25 protein-coding genes and 1 riboswitch are annotated in these 23,566 nt (G+C 33.8%); of the genes, 4 read left to right on the forward strand and 21 right to left on the reverse strand.

Annotated features, from left to right (window positions below; translation table 11 throughout):
* Window positions 1–10: 10 nt before the first annotated feature.
* From JRC48_RS07985 to JRC48_RS08020, 8 genes are all read right to left on the reverse strand, one after another.
* Window positions 11–1,330 carry an amidohydrolase gene (locus JRC48_RS07985; protein ID WP_235069039.1) on the reverse strand — a complete coding sequence of 440 codons (1,320 nt, stop codon included), beginning with the start codon at window positions 1,328–1,330 and terminating at the stop codon, window positions 11–13.
* Window positions 1,314–3,023, reverse strand: coding sequence for an adenine deaminase C-terminal domain-containing protein (locus tag JRC48_RS07990; protein WP_235069040.1), 1,710 nt, complete (start codon window positions 3,021–3,023; stop codon window positions 1,314–1,316). The genes JRC48_RS07985 and JRC48_RS07990 overlap by 17 nt, the downstream gene beginning before the upstream one ends.
* Window positions 3,024–3,042: 19 nt before the next feature.
* Window positions 3,043–4,095, reverse strand: coding sequence for an ABC transporter substrate-binding protein (locus JRC48_RS07995; RefSeq protein ID WP_235069041.1), 1,053 nt, complete (start codon window positions 4,093–4,095; stop codon window positions 3,043–3,045).
* Between the two features lie 25 nt (window positions 4,096–4,120).
* Window positions 4,121–5,149, reverse strand: coding sequence for an ABC transporter ATP-binding protein (locus tag JRC48_RS08000; RefSeq protein ID WP_235069042.1), 1,029 nt, complete (start codon window positions 5,147–5,149; stop codon window positions 4,121–4,123).
* An 11-nt stretch (window positions 5,150–5,160) separates the two neighbouring features.
* Entirely contained in the window at window positions 5,161–5,943 is a 783-nt protein-coding gene (locus JRC48_RS08005) for an ABC transporter permease (RefSeq protein WP_235069043.1), read from the reverse strand.
* Entirely contained in the window at window positions 5,936–6,769 is an 834-nt protein-coding gene (locus JRC48_RS08010) for an ABC transporter permease (RefSeq protein ID WP_235069044.1), read from the reverse strand. Before JRC48_RS08010 ends, JRC48_RS08005 begins: the two co-directional genes overlap by 8 nt.
* A 29-nt stretch (window positions 6,770–6,798) precedes the next feature.
* Window positions 6,799–6,899, reverse strand: a riboswitch (purine riboswitch).
* A 281-nt stretch (window positions 6,900–7,180) separates the two neighbouring features.
* Entirely contained in the window at window positions 7,181–8,740 is a 1,560-nt protein-coding gene (locus JRC48_RS08015; protein ID WP_235069045.1) for a glycerophosphodiester phosphodiesterase family protein, read from the reverse strand.
* Between the two features lie 100 nt (window positions 8,741–8,840).
* On the reverse strand, window positions 8,841–9,236 hold the full coding sequence (locus JRC48_RS08020; RefSeq protein ID WP_235069046.1) for an Rrf2 family transcriptional regulator: 396 nt from the start codon (window positions 9,234–9,236) through the stop codon (window positions 8,841–8,843).
* Between the two features lie 236 nt (window positions 9,237–9,472).
* On the opposite strand from JRC48_RS08020, the gene JRC48_RS08025 reads away from it, so the two are divergent.
* Together JRC48_RS08025 and JRC48_RS08030 are read left to right on the forward strand one after the other, a co-directional pair.
* Window positions 9,473–9,919, forward strand: coding sequence for a globin domain-containing protein (locus JRC48_RS08025; protein WP_235069047.1), 447 nt, complete (start codon window positions 9,473–9,475; stop codon window positions 9,917–9,919).
* A gap of 343 nt (window positions 9,920–10,262) precedes the next feature.
* On the forward strand, window positions 10,263–10,511 hold the full coding sequence (locus JRC48_RS08030; protein WP_235069048.1) for a DUF1653 domain-containing protein: 249 nt from the start codon (window positions 10,263–10,265) through the stop codon (window positions 10,509–10,511).
* A gap of 40 nt (window positions 10,512–10,551) precedes the next feature.
* On the opposite strand, the gene JRC48_RS08035 is transcribed toward JRC48_RS08030, so the two are convergent.
* The 7 genes from JRC48_RS08035 to JRC48_RS08065 form a co-directional block, all read right to left on the reverse strand.
* Window positions 10,552–11,064, reverse strand: a complete 513-nt coding sequence (locus JRC48_RS08035; RefSeq protein WP_235069049.1) for a DUF1836 domain-containing protein — start codon at window positions 11,062–11,064, stop codon at window positions 10,552–10,554.
* Window positions 11,065–11,083: 19 nt separating this feature from the next.
* On the reverse strand, window positions 11,084–11,935 hold the full coding sequence (locus JRC48_RS08040) for a DegV family protein (RefSeq protein ID WP_235069050.1): 852 nt from the start codon (window positions 11,933–11,935) through the stop codon (window positions 11,084–11,086).
* A 436-nt stretch (window positions 11,936–12,371) separates the two neighbouring features.
* Window positions 12,372–14,489, reverse strand: coding sequence for a diguanylate cyclase (locus JRC48_RS08045; RefSeq protein WP_235069051.1), 2,118 nt, complete (start codon window positions 14,487–14,489; stop codon window positions 12,372–12,374).
* Window positions 14,490–14,637: 148 nt separating this feature from the next.
* On the reverse strand, window positions 14,638–15,480 hold the full coding sequence (locus JRC48_RS08050; protein ID WP_235069053.1) for a cysteine ABC transporter substrate-binding protein: 843 nt from the start codon (window positions 15,478–15,480) through the stop codon (window positions 14,638–14,640).
* A gap of 15 nt (window positions 15,481–15,495) precedes the next feature.
* Complete coding sequence (locus JRC48_RS08055) at window positions 15,496–16,239, reverse strand: amino acid ABC transporter ATP-binding protein (protein WP_370630359.1); 744 nt, start codon at window positions 16,237–16,239, stop codon at window positions 15,496–15,498.
* Window positions 16,240–16,244: 5 nt separating this feature from the next.
* Window positions 16,245–16,922 (reverse strand): amino acid ABC transporter permease, encoded by a 678-nt coding sequence (locus tag JRC48_RS08060; protein ID WP_235069056.1) that lies wholly within the window; start codon window positions 16,920–16,922, stop codon window positions 16,245–16,247.
* Window positions 16,903–17,391: an amino acid ABC transporter permease gene (locus tag JRC48_RS08065; RefSeq protein ID WP_370630360.1), complete on the reverse strand. Its 489-nt coding sequence runs from the start codon at window positions 17,389–17,391 to the stop codon at window positions 16,903–16,905. Before JRC48_RS08065 ends, JRC48_RS08060 begins: the two co-directional genes overlap by 20 nt.
* A 94-nt stretch (window positions 17,392–17,485) precedes the next feature.
* On the opposite strand from JRC48_RS08065, the gene JRC48_RS08070 reads away from it, so the two are divergent.
* Both JRC48_RS08070 and JRC48_RS08075 read left to right on the forward strand, forming a co-directional pair.
* Window positions 17,486–17,809, forward strand: coding sequence for a transposase (locus JRC48_RS08070; RefSeq protein WP_235069059.1), 324 nt, complete (start codon window positions 17,486–17,488; stop codon window positions 17,807–17,809).
* Window positions 17,791–19,038, forward strand: coding sequence for a transposase (locus tag JRC48_RS08075; RefSeq protein ID WP_235069061.1), 1,248 nt, complete (start codon window positions 17,791–17,793; stop codon window positions 19,036–19,038). Before JRC48_RS08070 ends, JRC48_RS08075 begins: the two co-directional genes overlap by 19 nt.
* 12 nt (window positions 19,039–19,050) lie before the next feature.
* Here the strand turns inward: JRC48_RS08075 and JRC48_RS08080 are convergent, their stop codons facing one another.
* The 6 genes from JRC48_RS08080 to JRC48_RS08105 form a co-directional block, all read right to left on the reverse strand.
* Window positions 19,051–19,263, reverse strand: a complete 213-nt coding sequence (locus JRC48_RS08080) for an ABC transporter permease subunit (protein WP_235069063.1) — start codon at window positions 19,261–19,263, stop codon at window positions 19,051–19,053.
* Between the two features lie 1,033 nt (window positions 19,264–20,296).
* Window positions 20,297–20,791, reverse strand: coding sequence for an ATP-binding protein (locus JRC48_RS08085; protein ID WP_235069064.1), 495 nt, complete (start codon window positions 20,789–20,791; stop codon window positions 20,297–20,299).
* Between the two features lie 44 nt (window positions 20,792–20,835).
* Window positions 20,836–21,201, reverse strand: coding sequence for a GrpB family protein (locus tag JRC48_RS08090; RefSeq protein ID WP_370630361.1), 366 nt, complete (start codon window positions 21,199–21,201; stop codon window positions 20,836–20,838).
* 128 nt (window positions 21,202–21,329) lie between these two features.
* On the reverse strand, window positions 21,330–21,824 hold the full coding sequence (locus JRC48_RS08095; protein WP_008981870.1) for an HD domain-containing protein: 495 nt from the start codon (window positions 21,822–21,824) through the stop codon (window positions 21,330–21,332).
* Between the two features lie 37 nt (window positions 21,825–21,861).
* A complete protein-coding gene (locus tag JRC48_RS08100; protein WP_008766909.1) occupies window positions 21,862–22,602 on the reverse strand; it encodes a class I SAM-dependent methyltransferase in 741 nt (246 codons plus the stop codon).
* Entirely contained in the window at window positions 22,583–23,452 is an 870-nt protein-coding gene (locus tag JRC48_RS08105; protein ID WP_235069067.1) for a nucleotidyltransferase domain-containing protein, read from the reverse strand. Before JRC48_RS08105 ends, JRC48_RS08100 begins: the two co-directional genes overlap by 20 nt.
* Window positions 23,453–23,566: the final 114 nt, after the last annotated feature.

Genomic DNA, 23,566 nt, shown 5'->3' on the forward strand with positions numbered 1-23,566 from the left:
TTTTCAATAACTATAATTCTTTTGAACGTTCAATTGCACGTTGTTTGAAAATTTTCATTTCTTGCATTAATGCTTCTTTAATCTCCTGTTGATTAAAAATAGATTGCTTTTCCTTTAACACACGTACCCCATTAATCCAGACACTATCCACATTTGAAGCATTTGCACTATATACAATGGCTGAATATGGATCATAAATTGGGAACATATTTACCGAGTTTGTTTCAATCAAAACAAGATCCGCTTTTTTACCAACTTCTAATGAGCCAATTTTTTCATCCATCTTTAACACTTTCGCTCCTTCAATCGTCGCTAACTTTAAAATTTCTTCTGCTTTAAATAATGACCGATCTTTATAATGTGTTTTTTGAGCATAAACTGTTGTTTTCATTTGAGTAAATAAATCCAGTGTATTTCCACTACTTGGCCCATCCGTTCCAAGTCCAACTGTAATTCCATGCTGCACCATTTCTTTAATAGGTGAAATCCCTTTTCCAGCTTTCATATTCGATCCTACACAATGTGCTACACTTGTTCCACGTGCGGCCATTAACTTCATATCATGTTCATTGACATGAATACAATGCGCAGCTACTAAGCGATCACTCAACACACCAATTGAATCTAAATATTCCACTGGTGTCATATTATAATTTTCACGAAATTCCTTCATTTCATAATCCATTTCAGCGACATGCATAGAAATTAACGTATCGTATGTCTTGGCAATTTCGTGGGCCGCCTTTAATGCAGAAGCGTCATTTGTATTCGTTGCATGAGGTGCAATGATTGGTGTCACTAATTCATGTGATTTCCAGTTACGAATAAAATTCTCACTATAGTCAAGGCCACCATATGCTTCTTCACAATCACATGTTGGAAAGTTAATAACCGTCTCTCCAAGAACTCCGCGCATTTGCATCTCATCGCATGCACGTGCCACTTCCTCTTCAAAGTAGTACATATCTAAAAACGTCGTTACACCACTACGTTGCATCTCTAAAATACCATAACGTGCTGCTTCATAAACTAATGATGCATTCATACATTCAATTTCGAGCGGAAATAAGTAACGGCGAAGTCGATCCGGACAGTCATCTCCTAATGATCGAAAAGGAATCATTGAAACGTGCGCATGTGTATTAACCATTCCTGGAATCAGTAGGCCTCCCATCGCATCAATCACTTCATCCGCATCTTCTGCTAATAAAGCATCATAATCACCCACATAAGTAATTTGATCATCTTCCATCATTAACATTCCTTGTGGATAGGTTGATAACGCCTGATCCATTGTTAAAATCCAAGCATTTTTAATTAAAGTTTTCATCATATACCTCCGCAATTAATGGAATTATTTCTTGTGTTTTTGTATTAATCATTCCAACATCGGTGACTTTTAATTCAGGCGAAACCGGAAGAGATAATGTTGAAAAAGACATAATTTCATTATCATGTTGATAACCTAATTGTTGCATTGCAACTCGAACTTCTTTTAATTGTTGAGCTAATACTTGAATCGGTTGAGCACTGATAATCCCACCTATTTCTAGAAATGCTTTAGCAACTACGCATCCGTTCTGTACAACGACATAGCCTCCTTGCATCTCACAAATCGTTTGTTGAGCTAGCATCATATCCTCTGCATGATTCCCCATCACCATGACATTGTGATGATCATGTGCGCAAGATGTTGCAATAGCTCCACGCTGATGAATAGGTGCATCTAATAAAGCATGTGCTATATTATTATTTTTTCCATAACGCTCATAAATCGTTAATAAACAAAGATTAGCCGACTTATAATCAAGTTGTCCCTTTTTAATAATAACTTCTTTTTGGATATGTTTAGTAAATGTTGAATGGGGTTGTATTTGAATGACATTACAGATTGCTTTTTTTCCAGACACTTTAATTTTGAAATCTTCAATTGTTGCCTTTTTACACTTAATTGATTCATAAAAATAGGAGGGAAATATTTGATCGTGCTTTTCTTTATAGGTGAAATCTTCACCCCAGACACACTCACCCTTTTTATAAACAGAATGAATCGTAAACTGATTTAAATCACTTAAAACAATAAAGTCAGCTAAACGCCCAGGAGCAATCATTCCTCTATCCTCTAAATGCATCCGTCTAGCAGGCGTATAAGTGGAACAATAAATGGCTTTTTCGACTGACATCCCTAATGAAACAGCTAATTTAATCAGTTCATTTAAGTGTCCTTTGAGGAGTTGATCAACCATCACATCATCTGTCACAAAAGCAAAATAGTCATAAAAATGATGATTGATTAGCGTTTGAATCGTTTCTTTCGTCATAGACTTCTTTTGAATTTCTAAAAACATCCCACTTTTAATTTTTTCTACAATACTCTCCGGAGTTTGTTGCGTATGATCAGCGGTGACACCTGCTGCAATAAAATCAGCTAAATCTCGACCAGTAATTTTTGGACAATGACCTTCAATTGGTAAAAAGGGCTTTAGTTCTTGGCAAGCTTTAATAATATCCTTAATCATTGATGTTTCTTCTTTACATAAATGTTGAAAGTTCATTACTTCCCCAAGACATAAAATCATTGGATTTTTAAGAAGTGTTTTCACTTCATTGACTCCTATGAATCCACCTGTTGTTTCTAACTGAGGTGACGTTGAAGGGACTGAAGAAGGAATGCCATAAAAAATATCCAATGCGGTCGCATTGGATAAAAATGATTGAACTCCTTCAATTCCAAACACATTTGCAACCTCATGAGGGTCAGCAACCACCGTCGTAACCCCATGAGGTAAAACTGCTTCGGAAAAGCGTGAAGGTAAAGTCATAGAACTTTCAATATGTATATGAATATCAATTAAGCCTGGAATCATCCATTTTCCTGTTCCATCCATAACTACTGATTCATTTGTTATCGATAATGAATCAGCAATATAAGCGAAACGTCCATTCTCAATTAATACATCTTTTATTTCAAATTGTTGAGTAAATGTTTGATAGACTGAAATATTTTTTATGATCATACCCATATTGAATCCTCCGCTTTAATTAACGGTTAACAATACGGTTCCATTGATCAATCCAATTATTTAATAATGGATTAACAAATGAATAGTTTATTACTTTAGCATTCTCTGCTACTTCACCATAAGTTTTATTTTGTGCTACATCTTCAGTTAAGACAACATCTTTATTAGTTGGTGCTTCATTTAAGCTAACTGCTGTTGTACTTTGTAGCTCTTGGCTTAAACGCCAGTTCACATATTCATAAGCTAATTCTTTATTCTGAGAATTTTTATTAATATCAACTGTGTTGAAGTTAGCATACGTTCCTGATGCAGGAACAACGAATTTTACATTGGGTTGTGCTTGCTCAATAGTAGGGATTCCAAAATCTCCAACAACTGCAACTGCAATTTCACCTGAAGCAAACATATTAGCTAAGTCACTTGACTTTGCATATGTCTTAACAATATTTGATTTTAATTCTTCTAATGCTTTAAATGCAGCTTCACCTTGATCTGCTTCAATATCTCCATTTGCAAAATCGTTAGCTACATAAACCATTGCTGGTCCAAATGTTGTTGTAATATCTGGGATTGAAATTTTACCTTCTAATGCTGGATTCCATAAATCAGACCAGTCATTAATTTCAAATCCAACAGCATCTGGGTTATAAATAATCCCAATACTGTTTACTGTATAAGCAGCTCCAAATCCGTCTTCAGCTAATTTTGCTGCTGGCTCAATTAATGAAGTAGCGTTTGGAATTTTTGAATAATCGATTGATTCAAATAATCCAGCTTCATATCCATTAGCTGCTGCTGATTGTGATAACTCAACGATATCAACTGAAGCATTTGGATTATTAGCTAATTTAGTGTAACGTTCATTCGTTCCACCAATTTCTAATACTAATTCACAATCAAATTTTTCTTCAAATGGAATTTTAACTTCTTGTTCCCATACATCTTGACTTAATCCCCACGTTGAAACAACTAATTGTTTTTTCCCTGAACCTTCTGTTTCATTTCCTGAACATCCAGTTACAAGTGCTAGTGCCATTGCAGCTCCTAATGCTAATTTCCATGCCTTTTTCATACTTTTCATTCTCCTCTTTACTTGTTTAAACTAAAACGATTTTGTTAGGCGGAAGATGTAAGGTTAATTCATCATTAATCTCATAAACATCTGCTCCATCATGATTTACAACAATTTTTCCGACTTTTGTTTGAACTTCATACTGATAGCTCTTCCCTAAGAACGTACGAACTTGAACGACACCTGTTAAACAGTTTTCTTTTTGTTCCTTAACAATCTCGATATCATCTGGGCGAATTGTTCCAAGTGTTGTTGTCGTTTCAGGTAATTCTGATACCGTAAATATTAAATTCTCACTTAAGAATGTGTTACCTTCTTGGTGCTTCATCGGAATAAAGTTTTCAAAGCCAATAAAACGAGCAACAAACTCTGTTTTTGGTCTAGCATAAATATTTTCAGGTGTATCATATTGTTCAATAATCCCTTTATTCATGACAGCCACACGATCAGAAATTGCAAAGCACTCCTCTTGATCATGTGTAACAAAGACTGTTGTAATTCCTAATGCTTTTTGAATTCGTTTAATCTCAACACGCATTTGAATGCGAAGTTTTGCATCTAAGTTACTTAATGGTTCATCGAGCAATAATAGTTTAGGCTCGATGACTAAAGCACGGGCTAATGCAACACGTTGACGTTGTCCACCTGATAATTGTTTAGGTAAGCGATCTTTATACTCTAATAATCCACAGACTTCTAACATGTGATCAACTTTTTCTTCGATTTGTTTTTTGTCCATTTTACGAAGCTTCAATCCAAAAGCTACGTTATCTTTTACAGTTAAGTGCGGAAATAAGGCATAACTTTGGAAAACTAAACCGAAATTACGTTTATGAACTGGAATCTTAGTAAAATTATCATCATCAACTAAGAAGTCCCCATCTGCTATATCAATAAAACCTGCAATGACGCGTAAAGTTGTTGTCTTACCACATCCACTTGGACCAAGTAAAGACACTAATTCACCTTCTTGCATCTGTAAGTTTAATCCTTTTAAAATATCATTTTTTCCATCATAAGTGACGCGAATATCGTTTAATTCTACGAATGCCATGGTGTCTCCTCCTATTTTGCCAATGAATTAATTCCAAGTGTTTTTTCTACAATAAACATAATAATAATTGTTGCCACCATTAGTAAGACTGAAACAGCTGATACCGTTGGGTCATAATAATATTCAATATAGTTCATCAAAGCCGTTGGTAAAGTTGAAATACCCGGTCCTGTTAAGAACATAGAAACTGGAATATTATTAAATGAATTAATGAAAGCTAATAAGAAACTCGAAATAATTCCACTTGAGATGTTTGGTAAAACAATCTTGAAGAATGTTTGGATCTTGTTACATCCTAAACTCCAAGCAACTTCTTCAATTGAGAAGTCAAATTGCTCTAGTGATGCCCCAACGATTCGGATAATATAAGGTAATACAACTAAGAAGTGTCCAAATAATAACCCTTGAAAAACTGGTAATTGAAGTTTAATCACTAAGAACTGGAATAAGGCGTATCCAATAACAATTCCAGGAACAATTGTTGGAGATAAGAAAAAATTTTTTAATAACTTCTTTCCTCTAACTGAGTAACGTGACATCCCATAAGCAGCAGGAATTCCAATGACTAACGCAATTAAAGTTGATATAAACGCTAGTTTAAAACTTAAATAGAAAGAATCCATAAATGTTTTTGACGTTAATGCTTTAACGAACCAATCAAAAGTAAATCCTTTAATCGGAAATGAAATCGTATTTTCTGTTCCAAAAGCTGTGACTGTAATAATAACTAATGGAAAAAACAGAAAAGCAAAAACGAACATTGAAATTAATGTTAACATTTTATGTTTACGCATCTAGTTCACCTCGCTTATCTATTCTTGCAGCTACGAAGTTTAATCCCTTCATAACAATAAGTGTCGCTACGATCATAATCGCTGCAATTACACTTGCACCTGTCCAATCATTTAAGGCCATGGCACGTTGATAGATTAAAGTTGGTAAAACTAATGCTTTGTTACCACCTAAAAGCTGTGGCGTTGTGTATGCTGTTAATGATCCAGTAAAAACAAGAACTGCTCCTGTAATCATTCCTGGAACACTCATCGGCAAAACAACCTTTATAAAAGCTGTTAAACGATTAGCTCCTAAGCTTTCAGCTGCCTCCATCATATCGTTATCAATATTATCCATTACTCCCACTAAAGTAATAATCATAATTGGTAAGAATAAATAAATTGTTCCGACTAAGACAGCAAACTCAGTATAAAGCATACTAATTGGCTGTTCAATAATACCTAAGCTCATTAATGCATTATTAATAACCCCATTTTTACCTAGGATATTAATCCAAGCAAAACTACGAACAACGGAGTTCGTTAATAATGGGAAGATTGAAATAGCAATTAATAAACCCTTCCATTTTGTTGAACAACGAGAAATAAAATATGCGGTCGGCACTCCAAATAGTGTACAAACCAAGGTAGAAATCAAGGAGATTTTCAGCGTTCGATAGAAAATCTCTAAATAGTACTCATCCTGGAAGAATGAAATATACTGATTTAAAGATAATCCGTTAGTAAAGATTGTTGGCCATAAGATTGAACATAATGGCAACATTAAAAATAACAATAGTAGGACGAATCCTGGAACCATTAAAACATAAGCCGAATTTTTCTTCATGTAGTTACCTCCTTGCGATAGAACGAATGGCCTGATCTATCTCTTCTCATAGTCCAATTTTTTACGGAAATCGGGTAGAAACTTACGCACCATATTTGCGTTATATATGAAAATAACCTTGATAACCAAGAATATTATACCAAAATTTTATAATTATTAATGTATTTTCCTGTATATTTTGTAATTTTTTATCAAAAAATGTCTTTTTTAAATAAAAATAAATTAAAACGAAATCAAATTTTTAAGTTTCAAAAACAAAAAAAGTGTTAAAGATTCACTCTTCAACACTTACATCAATCAACTACGCTTGCTACATCATCTTTTAAATTTTTTCGCTTTCTATATATCTTCAAAGATAAATTATGAGCTTCCAGTCAAATATAATCATCTTCTGTTTTTGGAACTTTATTTTTACATATAATCCACTTTAACTCGGACATCTCGAATCATGAAATGTGACGAACTCATTTGCCAAGATCCGATTAAAAGATTATAGTAATCTTTCATTCCCGTCACATCGTTTAAGACAATCAACTGACTCTCAAAAAATCGCCAATCATCCACTGATTCTGTGTTCATTCGACGCTCAATTAAAGAAATTCCATCGGATTCAATATATTCTAATGCAACTGACACTTCGTCCCCACCTATGTATCGATAAAAGAATGAGACACTTACCACATCCCCTATGTTCATCGCAGGTAATTTCAGCTGTAGTATTTTCTTTGCCTCATGATTACCTTTAATCTCTAAAATTCCACTTTTATGCCACTTCCATCGATTGTCCCCATCCTTATTAATACTTGGATGTAAACAAGCTAGATAACTCACACGATTGTCTAGTATGTAACTCTTAACTTTCCCACTACTTCTGAGTAAATGACGATGCATCAAAATGTTTGTACTAATAAAATCAACGCCCATCTTAATTAAATCTTGCATCTGTTCACCAGAATCAACAGTCCACGTATTGACCATGACTCCTTTTGAGTGAGCATAATCAATCATTTCCTTAGACACTTTCTTTTTAGAACTATCGATGCCCATTTGATAGTTGGCACAATAATCGATATTTTCAGATGTTAGATCAGCTAACCACTGAATTTGAATCTCATCACTTTGCTTTCGAACTTCGGTGACAATTTCTTTTGAAAAAGAAATGATGATGACGTGACTTAAATTTTCAAACTGTCGAATGATTTTTAATAAATGACTCACAGAATCAGATTTCATATCTTTAATTTCAATAACGGGAACAAGTCCTGATCTTTTACAAACCATTAAAAACTCTTGTAATGTTGGAATCTTTAAATGTGGATAATTCTTGATTTGATGTCCTTCATTGACTAACAAGGCCTTCAATTCCTCAAGTGTGTAATGTTCCGGCTTCCCGCTACCTGTTGTCGTCCGATTTAACAAGTCGTCATGTAATAAAATAAATTCTTTGTCCTTTGTTTCATGAATATCACATTCAGCCCCATAGTATCCGTATTTTCCTGCTAATTCATAAGCAGGCAATGTATTTTCAGGTGCTAATAAACTCAGTCCTCGATGAGCAATCATTCTCACTTGTGAAGCAGTTGGTACTGTTTTGACATGAACGGATTCTTTTTTTCGAGTATTCTTTACTGCTGGTTCGAAAAAGACTAAATCAAATAAGGCACTACCTAATAACTTATCCTGATCATAAATGTTTAATTGACACGGCACTTTAACATCAAGTTCTAAATCATTATTCATCAGTTCTATCGAAAGATGCCCAATTTTTGAAGGCATGACTTCATATGATTTTAAAATTTTTTTATCTTGCAACAGAGCAGTTTTAATCTCTACGTCTAATCCTGATAAATCGAGTAATTTTTCTTCTAAAAGTATTTTAACTTCAATTTGGCACTTATCCTTCACTAAAGGTAATTGACAACTCACCTTATGTTGTTGATTTAAAGCTAACGTTAAATATTTTTTATACATTTTTTCACCTCGAATTTGATTCATCGATAAAGTATACAAAAAAATCTTTTCAGATATGCAAAAGAACTCTAGGAAATCACATGATTCCTAGAGTTCTTCTTTATAATAAGTCATCTAATGTATGTTGAGAGAATTCGTGAATGAATTGATGAAGTGCCTTTGATGCAATCCGTTTAAGTTTACATCCAGATGATAACAAGGGACAACTTTGTGAATGATTAAAGCACTCAATCAGATTCATATGATCCTCGGTCATTTTCAAAACCTCTCCTAAGTTAATATCGGATGGATTTTTGCTAAGCTTTAATCCCCCTCCTCGACCTTTAATCGAGGTGATATATTCAGTTTTTGCTAACTGATGAATGACTTTTTTCATATGATGTTCTGATGTATTTAATGCAGTTGCTAATTCTTCTACTGTGCACAACTGATCCGTATGCTTGGCTAAATAAATTAACGCACGAAAACTATAATCACTAAACTTAGATAATTGCATCGTTACACCACCTTTAAATTCATTATACACTATATTAAAACAGATAAATATCCTCCATCAAAAAGGTGTCAGAAAAAATGAATCACATCTTATGTTTCATTAAAAGATTATTTTTGCTAATAAAACAATTCTTATCCACCATTAACTTTTAAATGTGCATTTCATTTGAACATTTAAAATATTGATGTTATTCTAAACATGTAAATAAAACAACTCATTATTAGGGAGAGATATTCATGTTAGATCAACAAACAATTAAAGTGATTAAAAGTACAGTCCCTGCCTTAAAGGCACACGGTTTAGATATCACAACCACTTTTTATAAAAATATGTTTGAACAAAATCCAGAGGTAGCTCCTTTATTTGATATGTCAAAACAAAAATCAGGTGAACAACCAAAAGCGTTAGCGATGACAGTATTAGCAGCTGCACAGAATGTTGATAACTTAGGTGCAATGATGCCTGTTGTTAATCGAATCGCTGTTCGTCACTGTGACTGCGGTGTCAAAGAAGAACACTATCCAATCGTAGGAAAACATTTATTAGCAGCTATTAAAGAAGTTTTAGGTGAAGCAGCAACCGATGAAATCATGGAGGCATGGGCTAAAACATATGAAGTGATCGCAAACGTATTCATCGAAGTTGAAAATGATATCTATCGATCACGCCAGTCATCAAAATAGATCTAGTCTAAACTAGGTCTATTTTTTATGTTCTTTTAAATCTTATTAAATCGTCTGTTTTTGTAATAGTTTGTTAATATTTATAGAAATTACTGTTATAACTAAAGAGACCATGATTGAGGACCATCGTCAATTTATAACTTAAAGGAGTTTTACATGATGAAGAAATCTTACCATTAGCAGCAAAAAACTCGAGTGACTTTGTCTTAAAATTTATTGAATTATACTAATTAAAAAATCCCTGGTCCAATACGATTAGGGATTTTCTTATTATTTTTAAATTTATCTCAATGTAGTGATCTTTTTAAGATATAATAAATAGTACTTAAGGAGGTATCTTAAAATGAGAGATATTACAAACTCAAAAGGAAAGATTTTTAGACACTTTAAAGGTGATTTATATCTTGTTGAAGATTTTGTTAAGCATTCAGAAACTCAAGAAAACATGGTTCTTTATCGCGCATTATATGGTGAATGTGGACTTTTTGTTAGACCTTACGAGATGTTTGTGGAAGAAGTTCCTGAAGGTAAAGTCAATCCAATGAATCAAAAATATCGATTTGAAGAATATGAGGTTACAAGCGTGAAGTAAAAAATGCCTAATCTTTGGGAGTAGGCATTTTTATTGACATTTAGTTTGTTAGATTTCTTTTTTCAAGTAAATATCGTTGAATAAATAATTTATGTGCAACTGACATGACAGCCGATCGTAAAAATTCAGTTTCAAATGTAATGTTTTTCGCAGAATTCGGTTGTAAGGATTGACGATCACTAAATACATATTCGAGTGCTTTCTCTAATTCAACACAGAAAAAATCATACGCTTCTTTTGTTGAATATAAATCCACTTGAATTTTAATCATCTCACAAACTTCAGTTAAACTATAGACTTGTTTAAATAAACAAACAACAATCAAGTACGCTAGGTGTTTTTCTGTATAGCGACGCCCAACTGGTGGAGAAACCACTTTTTGTTTAACATAATTATTTAACATCGTTGGAGTTAGTAGCTTTTCTTCTGAATTTAAATTAAGAGGTTTAAGTACCTCTTCCACATAAGCAATGACTTGATCTTTATATAAAGGAATAGTCGGTAGTTCATCAAAGCGTGGACAATGAAATTCTAAAATCTCTTTATAATCCATAAATATTCCTAACTTTCAATTATTTTAATAGATCATGCTTTTTAATGACTTGAATTGAGATACATCCTGGTCCACCTTGTGTCGTAAAAGCAGGTGTCAGTAACATCAATTCCGTATCAGCATTCTCTATCTTTTTAATTATAATCTCTTTCGCATCAGTTGCCAACTGTTCATCAAAAGCATGTGTAATATAAATCTTATAGTCTTCATTTACACCTTTTTCTATTAATGCTTCGCAAATAGACTGAATCGCTTTTTTAAACGTACGCTTAGTCGCGAACTTATCTAAACGTGTTCCGTCTTCTGCTAACGTTAAAATAGGAACGATTTTTACTAATCCTCCAATTTTTCCGGCTAATGGCGATAAACGTCCTCCACGAACTAAATAGTCAAAATCTTTAGGAATTAAAAATGAAGTCGATGTCTCAATTAATGCTTCAATTTCATTGACAATTTCATCTTTTGTTTTTCCTGCCTGTGCTAACTTCACGGCAACGTCTACCAGATAACGTTGAGGTCCACAAAGTGTTCTTGAGTTAATCACCGTAATATTTTCTTCGTGATCGACCATTGATTTTGCCATACAAGCGGATTGATAGGCTCCAGATAATCCATCGGCTAACGTAATATTGATGATTTCATCATTTGGATATTGTTCATACATTTCCACAACATCCCCAATCGCTGGTTGCGACGTTGTTGGAACAGCTCCTTCTTCAATCAAATGAACTAATTGTTCTGTTGTAATCTCTTCTAGTTCTTTATAACTTTTATTATTAACTGTAATAAATAATGGACGAACATCTAAATGATTTTGTTTTGCCTCATTGACTGAATATAACGTTGATGAATCGGATACAACCTTAATCATACTACCCCTCCATATAATAAAGTTAATCACTCCAATTAACTTAGTTTTCAATACTATATAACTTAAATTATCATCCTTTCTAATCTTTGTCAATCCAAATAAAACTCTTATAATCCATCTAACTTTTAAGTAACATGAGCTTTTGCTGTGAAATAGTTACGCTTTAATACGCACCTATTCATTTAATCTTATCTATATAGAAACAGAAATGTATTTCATCATTGTATGTCAGTCTTAGTTGAACAATTACTTTAATACTGAGGCAGACTATCGTCCAGGGGTCACCTGCCATGCGCAGCATGTCTCCTCCTTTAGTAGGGCACAGGTCACCTACCATTTTCTAAGAAAATGTATCTACCGTTAGTAGGGCTTAAAAGTTTTCCGATATGAAAAACTTATCTGGACTTATATATAACGCTTAATCATCTTAAATTGATCAGTCACTGCTGACTTGATAAATCGTTACCTGATTTCGACCGTTTATTTTAGAGTGATACAAAGCTTCATCCGCCAAAGCAATTCCTTGTTCTAATTTATCTTCTTCTAAATGATAATGATAAACTCCAAAACTTGCTGTTATCTGATATGGAACGGATGATGTATCTGAGAAACTAAATTGAATGTTTTGTAATTCATCACTAAGCACTTCGACTAATTTCAGAACTGACTCCTCGGATTGGTTAACTAAAAAGACAATAAACTCTTCTCCCCCATAACGTCCTGCTATCATCTGTTTATTTTTATACTTATTTAATAAACAACCGACTTTTTCAATGACCTCATCTCCTGCTTGATGACCAAATGTATCGTTAACTTTTTTAAAGTAATCCACATCAAACATAATGACACTTAGTTTCTTTGTGTGATCATTTTGATCAAATAGCTGTTGCCCCTTTTTCAATACTTCCATTCGATTGTAAATATGAGTCAAACCATCATAACGAGCTAAGTAATTTGTTTGTTTATATAATCGAGCATTTTCTAACGCAATAGCGATATAAGAAGCTAGCAGACTTAACTTACTTAAATCTTGTAGGGTATACTGATTCACTTCATAAGATTGGACACTGATGTAGCCCGTTACTTTATCTTGAATCAGTAGCGGACAACATAATAAAGAACGTACCCCTTTATGATCTAAACTCACATTTCTTCTTAAATCATAAGCTTCATACTCTTTATCAAAATCATAAATAATCAAGTCTTTTTGATGAGTTAAACAATAAGCACCTAAGCTTTTTTCCTCTTTACTAGTCACGACCTTTGACTCTAGTAATCCATTTGTCACAATAGAAACAAAGTACTCATGATGGCAATGGTAATTAGATTCATCAAATTGTGTCACTACTAAAAAAGTTGTATCCATCAGTTTTGAAAGTTCTTTTTGTACACGCATAATAATTTTTTTAGAATCCAGTTTTTGTGTGAAAGAACGACCAATTTCTGAAATCATCTGTAATTCATCATATAATGATTTTAATACTTTGGCTTCACTAATGATCTTTTCTTTGGCTAAGCGTTTACTCCAAATTTCTGAACGTTTTAACTCCATTTGATGTTCAAAATTAGAATTAATCTCGTAGTAATCTAAAGCTTTTTTATAATTCTCTAACTGTTTATAAAGTTCAACTAATGATTTACAAATCTTACTGTATAGAAGCGGTGCTTGTAACTGCTGACTGTACTGATGTGCTTTTAGCAAATGTTCTTCTGCTAATTGATAACGACTAAGTTCATACTCTACTTTTCCCCATTCATAATAAGTCAGAACTAATTGTTCTAATAGCTCGCTGCTTTTAGCAATGTGAATGGCGTTACCAAAATCTATATACGATTGTTCATAATCTTCTAGTCGATAGTTAATAATTCCTCTAATACGATAACATTCACAAATTAATAAACGATATTCTAAATTTAAAGAATGATCTAACGCTTTTTGGATAAATGTCATAGCCCCATCTAGATGATTATCGGCTAAATATAATCGAGCTTCTAGTATATCTAGCACCACTTGATGTGACTCATCACTTGGACGATCTAACTTTCGAATAGCCTCTAACGCTTGTTTTGCATTTAGGTCATAGCCAAGTTCTAAATAATTAACTGCAATATTCGCTAAGACTTGAATCGTTAAATATGGATTTTTACTTTTCTCAGCTAAGCGTAATGCCTTCATTCCAAAGTTCAAACTTTCATCATACATCCCTAGTCCAAAATACGTGCACATCATCCCACTATAATTAGAGATAATCCCAAGATGATCTTGAACTTGTTCTAATAATTTTAAACCTTTTTCAAAATACTCTAAGCTTTTTTCTCGACTCAATGCTTCTATCGCATCAAATCCACAAAAGTTCAAAAGTCGCCCACCGATTTGATATAATTCTTTACTTTGAATAAAAGCAATAAATTGTTCTAATTCTTCAAATGAAAATTTCCCCTGATACTTCATTCCCTTAATGAGTGAAACAACTTCATCACATGATAACTCTTTATTCAAAAGCTTATTATATACTCTGATTAACTCTAAATTTAAACTACTAATCTCTTTCATTCTAACCATCCCATATCATGACTATCACCTAAATTATACCATATTTTAGGTTTTAAAATTTATCGTATTTTAAAATGATTTTATTCTTTTTCTAAAAGTAAAAAATAAAAATCCCTTTATGATGCAAGGGATTTTTATGATCATCATTTTATTCTAAAATACCACTTTCAATAACAATATTATCAGGCGTTGCTGCTTCTCCATAAACAGGAGCTAATGTTTCTTCATAAGCAGCATGGAAGAAATCTTCTTTACCTAACTCAACAATTTCATGATTGATCCAATCTAATAAATCCTGGTTTCCCTTTTGAACTGCTGCAGCAATTGTATCGACATTGCCTAACGATTCAATTCCAACTTTAAAACCTTCGTTCTCAAGTGCCCATGCTAACACTTCTGTATTATCTGTTGAAAGAGCATCACCACGACCATCTAATAAAGCGTTATAAGCTTCACTATATTGATCAAATTTCAATAAGTTAACGTCTGGGTAATTTTCTGTAAAATATGTTTCAGCAGTTGTTCCTTTACTGACAATGAGTGTTTTTCCATTTAACTGTTCAACATCTGTTATTAGTTGACTTTCAGGAGAAACTACACCTAAAGCGACTTTCATATAAGGAAGTGTAAAATCTACTTTTTCCTTTCTTTCTTCAGTAACAGTAAAGTTTGCTAAAATAATGTCCACTTTATTAGAAACTAAGTATTCCACTCGACTCGCTGCCTCTACCGGAACATACTCTACTTCTACTCCTAAATCTTTAGCGATGCGATTTCCAAAATAGACATCATATCCTTGATAATCTCCATTAGAATCGACATATCCAAATGGTTTTTTGTCGCTAAATACTCCAATCACAATCTTACCACTTTCTTTAATCTCTTCAACTGTTCTTGCTTGAGACTGACTATCACTAACTGAAGACGTTTGACAAGCCACAAACACTAATGTCAGTAACAAACTCATTAAACATACTAAACCTTTTTTCATTTTTATTTATCCCTTCTATTCAAACTTAAATAAATTTAAAAACTGCTGAGCCCTTTTTGTTTTTGGATTTGTAAAAAAAGTTTCTGGATCACTTTCCTCCACAATTTTTCCTTCATCTAAAAAGATAATTCGATCGGCAATCGCACGAGCAAATCCTATTTCATGAGTCACAATAACCATGGTACTTCCCTCTTTAGCTAGTGAAAGAACAACATCTAAAACTTCCCGAACCATTTCTGGATCAAGAGCGGCTGTTATTTCGTCAAACAATAAAATTTCTGGTTTCATACAAAGCGCACGAACAATCGCAACTCGCTGCTTTTGTCCACCTGATAACTGGCGTGGATAAGCCTTTTTCTTATCTAACAATCCAACACGAGCTAACAACTGCTCTGCTTCTTTCATCACTTCTTCTTTATTGCGTCCTTGAGCTTTTGTTGGTCCAAGAAGAATATTATGTAGGACATCCATATGAGGAAATAGTTCATAACTTTGAAAGACCATTCCAATTTTTTGTCTAATTAAAGACATATTATGACTCTCATAACTAATTCGTTCATCTTCTAGTAAAATATCTCCTTCTTGAATTTGTTCAAGTCCATTAATACATCGAAGCAAAGTGCTTTTTCCACAACCAGATGGTCCTAAAATAACAACAACTTCTCCTTTTTTCACTTCTAATGATAAATCCGAAAAAATGATATTTTCATCATATCGTTTAGTCACATGATCTAATTTTAAGATAGTTTCACTCAACATTTTTTCTACACCTCCCACCATTTCTCTAATTTCATCGCTAACAACGAAATTGGATAACAGATGATAAAATAAAGAATAAAAATAACACCATAAATCCACAACGCCGCACTTGGGACTGTTAATCGAGAGGCTTCAATAATTTGTTGTCCCACTTTCACCACCTCTACTACTCCAATTAAAACAATCAATGATGTCGTTTTAATAATTCGAGTGATTAAATTAATGGTCTGTGGCAATAAACGTCTAATAGTCTGTGGAATGATAATATACTGATAAAGCTGTCTTCGACTTAATCCAACAGCAAGTCCTGTTTCGTATTGATGCTTAGGAATCGAGTTTAATGCCCCTCGGACGAGATCCCCCATTTCAGCAATTCCCCAGAAAGAAAAAACTAAAACAGCTGCTAATTCACCAGATAAGTTCACACCAAATGATTTACTTAAACCGAAATAAGCTAAAAAAAGTAACACAAGTTGTGGAATAATTCGAACGATATTTAAGTAAATTCGACAAATGAATCTAATGACTTTAGAATTTATACTCATCAAAACGCCCATCCCAGTTCCTAAAATCATTGAAACTAAAACAGAAAGTAACGAAATTTCTAATGTCACACCTAATCCTTCTAATAAACGAATAAAATTTCTTCCTTCAAATAAAACGCTAATTCCCCAATCCTGCATAACGCACCTTCCTTTCGATCAAACCTAAAATCAAAGAAATAGGTAGCAGTATGAGTAAATAGGAGATAACTAACATGAATAAAGCTTCGTCGGTTTTGTAATATAAACCAATTAACCCTTTAGCCACATACATTAAATCTCCGAGTGCAACAACACTAAAAACTGATGTTTCTTTAATTAAAAAAATGACATTAGCACTAAAAGCAGGTAAAGCAATAACAGCAGCTTGTGGAATAATAATATATCGTAAGACTTGCCATTTTGTTAATCCTAAACTTAATCCTGATTCTGTTTGACTTATTGGAATAGCTTCAAGCCCACTACGAAAGGCCTCAGCCATATAACTTCCACCTAAAAAAGTTAATCCTAATACCCCGCATGCTTCAGAACTTAAAAAGATTCCTAGCTTCGGCAACCCGAAATATAAGAAAAACAACTGAATTAATGAGGGCACTGAAAAACAACTCACAAAAAAAGGAAAACACTGAAGCCTGAAGGGTTTCAGTGTTTTTTTATCATTTGTGATATAATGACTTGACTAATGACATTTTTGGAGGCTCATCATGATTAAAGACTTTGAACAATTATCCTTAAATCTTTCTCAAGGACATCCCTTATACGATAAAATCGTTCCCAAAAATCATCCCTTACGTTTAATTGAGGAACAGATTGATTTTTCATTTGTCACACCGTTACTAAGTGATCGTTATTCCATTGATTATGGACGTCCTGCCTATTCTCCTGAAGTCATGTTTAAGTTATTATTCCTTAAAATGCTTTACAATCTGTCGGATGAGCGTGTCATTCAAGAGGCTCAAGTCAATATGGCTTATAAATACTTTTTGAATTTAGACCCGAAGATCCACTCATGCATCCGTCTTCCTTAACTAAGTTCAGAAAACTGAGATTAAATCAGGAGGATATCTTAGAGAATTTATTAGGTGAAGTGATTAACCAAGCGATTCAAAAGAACTTAATTCCATCAAAGACACTGATCCTGGATGCCACACATACACGAAGTCAGTATAAAGTTAAAACTCCCATTGAGAATTTAAGAGATGTTTCTAAAAATATCCGAAAACAACTTTATCGTTACGTTCCTGAGGTGAAGGATCATGTTCCTCCAAAGCTTCATTCCACTGCTTCACTTGAAGAAGAGGTCATTTATACTCAAGAATTAATAGAGTTTTCTCATCGCTATCAAGATAAAAATAGACAGATTCAAGAAGCGAGAGAAAAAGCGTCAGACATCCTAAAAAATGGAACCTACCAAGCCATTCTTTCTGTCTCAGATCCAGAAGCTAAAATGGGTTATAAATCTAAAACTGAGGCGTTTGCCGGATATAAGACACATCTAGCCATCACGGAGGAGCGTCTCATGACAGCGATTGAAGTGACCACGGGTGAAGTCAGTGATGGAAAGTATTTAAAAACATTGGTTGAAAAATCAAAAAAGAACGGGATAGAAGTGAAAGAAGTCTTAGCGGATGCCGCCTATTCAAGTAAAGAGAACTTAGGGTACATGGAGCAAGAAAATATAACGGCTGTAACGCCGTTAAATCCCATCGTCTTAAATGGTGGAAAACGAGAAGTTGAAGGATTTGAATATAATAAAGATGCGGGACAAATGAGATGTCCAGCTGGACATTTAAGTGTCAGAAAAGCCCGTACAGGAAAGAAAAATCAAAAAAAGAATCAAAGTTTAACGTATTACTTTGAGATAGAAAAATGTAAGCATTGTCCTTTAAGAGATGGATGTTATCGACCAGGGGCTAAGTCGAAAACCTATTCTGTGACCCTTAAATCGGACATTCATCAAAAAGCCATCGACTATCAGAAGACAAATGAATTTAAGGATAGGAAAAAACAACGTTATAAAATTGAGGCGAAAAATGCCGAGTTAAAACAGTCTCACGGATTTCAAACATGTAAATTCGCGAGACTTTTCGGCATGAAAATCCAAGCCTATTTAACAGCTTTTGTCGTTAATACGAAGAGAATAGTGAAGTTAGTGACAGAAAAACAAGCTATCTTTCAGATAGGTTTATTGGATCTCATACAAAAAATGGATATGATAGAGAATAAAGAAAAAGGAGCTTATTATTTTATAAAATAATAAGCTCCTTTTTCAGTGGCCTCGAATTAATAGAGGAGTATTTCTTGAAAGCTCAATATAAACACCAATCACTCTATTCAAAACCGGAATCTTATAATATCGAATGACACAACAAATAAATCCCCAAAAAGTAGATAATAGAATTCCAAAAAAAGCAATACTAATGGTTAACTTAGCAGCCTCTACATACATCGGTGCATACGTCCTAATAAACTCAAAATCCATTATCTCCCTCCTCAATGAAAATAATTTAGATGTATCTGATAATAATCATATGAATCATTTAGACAAAAAATTCCATTCAAAATTTATTAACAACATAAAAATGTATTTAATGCTAATTTTTTACTAAAAAATTAAAAAAGCGTTGAATCTTAAAAGAATCAACGCTTTTTCTATATCATCTACTTACCATTTAATGCTTCCACAGTTATAAATGGAGGATATCCATTTCACACAGGATTTGTTGATGAACCCTTACATCGGTGGTAGCAAGCATTAAGAAAAAATACTTTTTTATTATCAGTTATTATCTTGATAAGCTCATTTCTTTTCTTAGTTTGTCTGCATATAGTCCTACTAAAATCTCAAATAGCACTTTGGTTACTTTCTATTAATGCGTAAAAGCCTCGTTACAGTCTCGCGCAGGTAGCTACATCTACTCAAATTTCATTTTCATTCATTTTCGCAGTGACACTGCTGCATTGGGTGGCGCTAATTACATATTACAAAATCTAACTCAAATACTGTCTCGCGCAAGTGGCTTCAGTCCACTCACTCATCACCTTGCTCGACTTCGTGGTGAAGCTATTGCATCGGGTCGGGCTAATGCTTACACGTCTTTACGTGTAAGCATAGTCACGACCTCGACATGGCTTGAGAGGACAGAATAAATGTCATTTGAGTATGTTCGTTCTCGGAAACATATCCACTGCGTTTTTAGTACTATCGGAAGACGGGAACATATCCATTCATGATAAAAAATAACGTGTCTAATTGCATAATCATGATTGAGTAGAGTTGTCAAAAGAATAAACATAACGTATTTCAGTAAGTTTTTTCCTGTTATTTCAATAATGCATTCATCGTATTCATTGCATCGCCACTTATTCTTCCGGCTGAATCAATACTACCTCCTGCTCTGAGATGACAATAATGATATCACCTGAAGCTGGTATCCCCTTGTTGGAAGTATATCTTTAAAAAAATTTGACAAAACTTATCATCTAGTACAATTTCCATGCCTAAAACCACAATATTAATATCCCTCGACTACTATAACTTCACCTTCTTCATCAGTTGGGGGTTGAAAATGATCATAATAAGTGGAAGCTGTTTGCTCCGTCAATATGATATCATTTTGATGATTTCCGTTTCTTTTTCGAATACGTTCCATACACACTTCCTTAGGTGTCTTTATATAATAGATTTTGGGTTCTATGTCGTATTTCTTTAATAATGAAATATATTCATTTCTCATTTCTCTAGACCAAAATGAATAATCGAGAACAATATCAATGTTTTGCATGATAAGTGAAATTAGTTTTTCATCAAGATAGGTTTTAATATCTTCTAAAACCTCCTGAGGTAAAGGATGTTCATTAAAACCTCGTTTGAATGATTCTTCATCATAAGATAGTATTGTCATCCCGGTACTTTCAAATTTTTTTGCTAGTGTTGATTTACCTGATCCCGCAGGGCCGCACATTAAAATAACTTTACTTTTCGACAAATTATCTACTGTATTTTTCATTGATATAAACTCCTATAACAAACCAAGAAAACATGACACTCTCCTTAAGCATTATTACTATTCGCTCTTTTCATGATTTCCTGTACTATTGATGTTTTAGCATTTTCATAGTGCTGGACATGCCTCCATTTATTCTTTGCCAAGCTTCGTTTGACTTGTGCATATTTGTCCCGATCAGTATCATTAGTCCGCAACCAATCACGGAAGCGTAACATTCTATCAATCTCTGATGTGCCCAAACTGAACACATGCAGATTAATATCGGTATCCGGTCCTTTAAACAAACGATGCTCAAACCAGTCAGGTTCTCGAATCTGTAGCACATATCCGGCCGCTTCCAACACTGGAACGTAGGATGACTCATCAGCAGAATCCTTAACAACCAACCGTATTCTTTTGCAACTCATCATCCGTTGTAGGCATGGAGGTATTATTAGATATCATCTTATCGCACTTCTTTGCTGCTTATTATCTAGGGTTAAACTTAACTACTATTTTTTCTTTGCGATATAAAATACATAACTGTAATAATCTACTACTAATCTAAAATAAAGCGATTATAAGCTATCCTTTTTCCTGTGTTTGTTTTAAAGTTTTCATCTATACACTTTTTTATCTTTTCCTGTTCTTTTTCTTTATCCATAACCGTTAAATTTTCAAGCAAATCAGCTTCCCATTGTATTTGAAAATCAAGTCCATCAATTTTAGATGGAGTATGATGGTTGCCTATTATAAAGCATATTCTATCAATATTTTTGTTATAGCCTACCTTTTTTAATATTTCTTTCGCTACTTCTGGTCCTTCCTTTTCTTGATAGACACCATCAATAGAACCGTATTTTTTTTGTGCTTCAACCGCACCAATATCATGTAGTATAGCAATAATACTGATGAATTCTTTTTCTTCCTCTCCGATATTTTCTCCTTTCATTATATCTTCTGCATTTTTCAAAACTTTGAGAGTATGCTCTATGCCAAAAGGAATTTCTTTGAATACTTCTTTCATCTCTATAATAATTTTTTCTTTAAACATAAATTACCTCCATTTATACCTTATAGGTGTTTTAGTTCTATCTATCCACTTTTTTGTTCGCCGATACAATCAGCATCATGGGACGGCGCATTTCATCCTGCATCCCCGGAATATCCATCATGTTTTCCGGCGGCTGTGGCTCCACAATATGATTTATTATAAAACCATTTGAAAGCAGTGTATTTAGATATGTGGTCAGTGTTCTATGATATTTTGTAACCTTTTCTCCCAAAAACACAGCTGTCCGTTTGCCCTCATAATAATAATTATCCACCGGAAAATGCAGTATTTCTCCTTTTTCGTTATAATGCCAGTCTTGTGTTCCATAGGCAGTAAAAACAGGATGTTCAACCGTAAAAACTAGCTTACCACCAGACTTCAGTATTCTATATATCTTTTTTACTAAAATCTCATAATCTGCTACATAGTGAAACGCAAGTGAACTTAATATTACATCAAAACTCTCCTCTGGGAATTCCACATCTTCTATAGCACAGCATTTATATTCAACCTGTGGAAAATGTGTTTTTTCTTTGGCTACCTCGAGCATTTTATGAGAAATATCAACACCTACAACAGAAGACGCTCCGTGTTCCATCGCATAAATACAGTGCCATCCATAGCCGCATCCTAAATCAAGCACACGCTTATCTTTAAAATCCGGCAGCAGCTTTCTCAATGTTTCCCATTCTCCTGCACCGGCTAGTCCCTGCTGTGAGCGACTCATTTGGCTGTATTTTTGAAAAAATATATTATCATCATATTTGTTTTCTTTCATCTGAATTCCCCTCGTTTAAAAAGTTATTTATCTCCGTTGCAATTTTTTTCACTTCTTTATAAAGCTTCTCGGTCATATCGTAGCATTCAAAAAGTGAAAGACCGAGTACTTCAAAAATATGATTTACCCTTTCGGCATATTTTTTAGGTTTATATTCAAAAGTTTCAATCAGTTTTATAGCTTTCTTTTCGTTAATGCAATAAGCATTATTGCATGCAAATAGTACTTGATTTAAGCATGAAATAATACGAAAAACATGGCCTGCAATATAATATTTATCCTCTGCTCCCGCATTTGCTTTTACAAACATTAAAGAGAACTCTGCTTCAAATATAAAAAAGTTTATCAAGTTCTTCTTTAGAGCACCAGGGTAAATTTCTGCCTGATTTTTTAATTCGCATAAGCGTTCATTCTTAGCATATTGTATCTTGCTGATCGCCAATTCTCCACGATACATAGCACTTATATAACCATGGGGATGCCCAGTCTGATAATTGGCAGTAACAATTCCTTGCTCCGTATCTTTGATTATTTGTTCCACCCGTTTTATATCACGTAAAATCAAGTCAACATGATACCCGTTTATAACTAACCATCCGCCGCCATTAATCCAATCACCCCACGCTCCGGGAGGTACAACAAGGTCGTTTCTATTCTCATCATCCAACTCTGTAGCAATTTGGTTAATCGCTGTCAGGTCAAATGATTCTGATTTGTAATAGATTCCGATATCTATATCAGAATCCTCTGTATGGGTACCTCTTGCACGGGAACCCCCTAATACGATGCCTTCTATATAAGGCAAAGAGGATAATTTTTCTGTCACTGATTGAATAATATTATCTATCATACTGAATCACTCCTTTCAATATCAAAAGCTATATCCCATGCTGAGAAACGCCTTTTTTGCCATGTGTTCCTTATGCTTTACGTATATTTCTATGGAAAGGGGGCCTTCAAAATT

Origin of the sequence: Turicibacter sp. TJ11 (assembly GCF_021497505.1) — a bacterium.
Taxonomy (GTDB): Bacteria; Bacillota_I; Bacilli_A; order MOL361; family Turicibacteraceae; genus Turicibacter.

What these genes read in the sequence shown, in the direction of transcription:
- JRC48_RS07985 (WP_235069039.1), bottom strand. Translation starts at nt 1,330, where the DNA reads ATGAAAACTTTAATTAAAAATGCTTGGATTTTAACAATGGATCAGGCG.
- JRC48_RS07990 (WP_235069040.1), bottom strand. Translation starts at nt 3,023, where the DNA reads ATGGGTATGATCATAAAAAATATTTCAGTCTATCAAACATTTACTCAA.
- JRC48_RS07995 (WP_235069041.1), bottom strand. Translation starts at nt 4,095, where the DNA reads ATGAAAAAGGCATGGAAATTAGCATTAGGAGCTGCAATGGCACTAGCA.
- JRC48_RS08000 (WP_235069042.1), bottom strand. Translation starts at nt 5,149, where the DNA reads ATGGCATTCGTAGAATTAAACGATATTCGCGTCACTTATGATGGAAAA.
- JRC48_RS08005 (WP_235069043.1), bottom strand. Translation starts at nt 5,943, where the DNA reads ATGCGTAAACATAAAATGTTAACATTAATTTCAATGTTCGTTTTTGCT.
- JRC48_RS08010 (WP_235069044.1), bottom strand. Translation starts at nt 6,769, where the DNA reads ATGAAGAAAAATTCGGCTTATGTTTTAATGGTTCCAGGATTCGTCCTA.
- JRC48_RS08015 (WP_235069045.1), bottom strand. Translation starts at nt 8,740, where the DNA reads ATGTATAAAAAATATTTAACGTTAGCTTTAAATCAACAACATAAGGTG.
- JRC48_RS08020 (WP_235069046.1), bottom strand. Translation starts at nt 9,236, where the DNA reads ATGCAATTATCTAAGTTTAGTGATTATAGTTTTCGTGCGTTAATTTAT.
- JRC48_RS08025 (WP_235069047.1), top strand. Translation starts at nt 9,473, where the DNA reads ATGTTAGATCAACAAACAATTAAAGTGATTAAAAGTACAGTCCCTGCC.
- JRC48_RS08030 (WP_235069048.1), top strand. Translation starts at nt 10,263, where the DNA reads ATGAGAGATATTACAAACTCAAAAGGAAAGATTTTTAGACACTTTAAA.
- JRC48_RS08035 (WP_235069049.1), bottom strand. Translation starts at nt 11,064, where the DNA reads ATGGATTATAAAGAGATTTTAGAATTTCATTGTCCACGCTTTGATGAA.
- JRC48_RS08040 (WP_235069050.1), bottom strand. Translation starts at nt 11,935, where the DNA reads ATGATTAAGGTTGTATCCGATTCATCAACGTTATATTCAGTCAATGAG.
- JRC48_RS08045 (WP_235069051.1), bottom strand. Translation starts at nt 14,489, where the DNA reads ATGAAAGAGATTAGTAGTTTAAATTTAGAGTTAATCAGAGTATATAAT.
- JRC48_RS08050 (WP_235069053.1), bottom strand. Translation starts at nt 15,480, where the DNA reads ATGAAAAAAGGTTTAGTATGTTTAATGAGTTTGTTACTGACATTAGTG.
- JRC48_RS08055 (WP_370630359.1), bottom strand. Translation starts at nt 16,239, where the DNA reads ATGTTGAGTGAAACTATCTTAAAATTAGATCATGTGACTAAACGATAT.
- JRC48_RS08060 (WP_235069056.1), bottom strand. Translation starts at nt 16,922, where the DNA reads ATGCAGGATTGGGGAATTAGCGTTTTATTTGAAGGAAGAAATTTTATT.
- JRC48_RS08070 (WP_235069059.1), top strand. Translation starts at nt 17,486, where the DNA reads ATGATTAAAGACTTTGAACAATTATCCTTAAATCTTTCTCAAGGACAT.
- JRC48_RS08075 (WP_235069061.1), top strand. Translation starts at nt 17,791, where the DNA reads ATGCATCCGTCTTCCTTAACTAAGTTCAGAAAACTGAGATTAAATCAG.
- JRC48_RS08080 (WP_235069063.1), bottom strand. Translation starts at nt 19,263, where the DNA reads ATGGATTTTGAGTTTATTAGGACGTATGCACCGATGTATGTAGAGGCT.
- JRC48_RS08085 (WP_235069064.1), bottom strand. Translation starts at nt 20,791, where the DNA reads ATGAAAAATACAGTAGATAATTTGTCGAAAAGTAAAGTTATTTTAATG.
- JRC48_RS08090 (WP_370630361.1), bottom strand. Translation starts at nt 21,201, where the DNA reads ATGATGAGTTGCAAAAGAATACGGTTGGTTGTTAAGGATTCTGCTGAT.
- JRC48_RS08095 (WP_008981870.1), bottom strand. Translation starts at nt 21,824, where the DNA reads ATGTTTAAAGAAAAAATTATTATAGAGATGAAAGAAGTATTCAAAGAA.
- JRC48_RS08100 (WP_008766909.1), bottom strand. Translation starts at nt 22,602, where the DNA reads ATGAAAGAAAACAAATATGATGATAATATATTTTTTCAAAAATACAGC.
- JRC48_RS08105 (WP_235069067.1), bottom strand. Translation starts at nt 23,452, where the DNA reads ATGATAGATAATATTATTCAATCAGTGACAGAAAAATTATCCTCTTTG.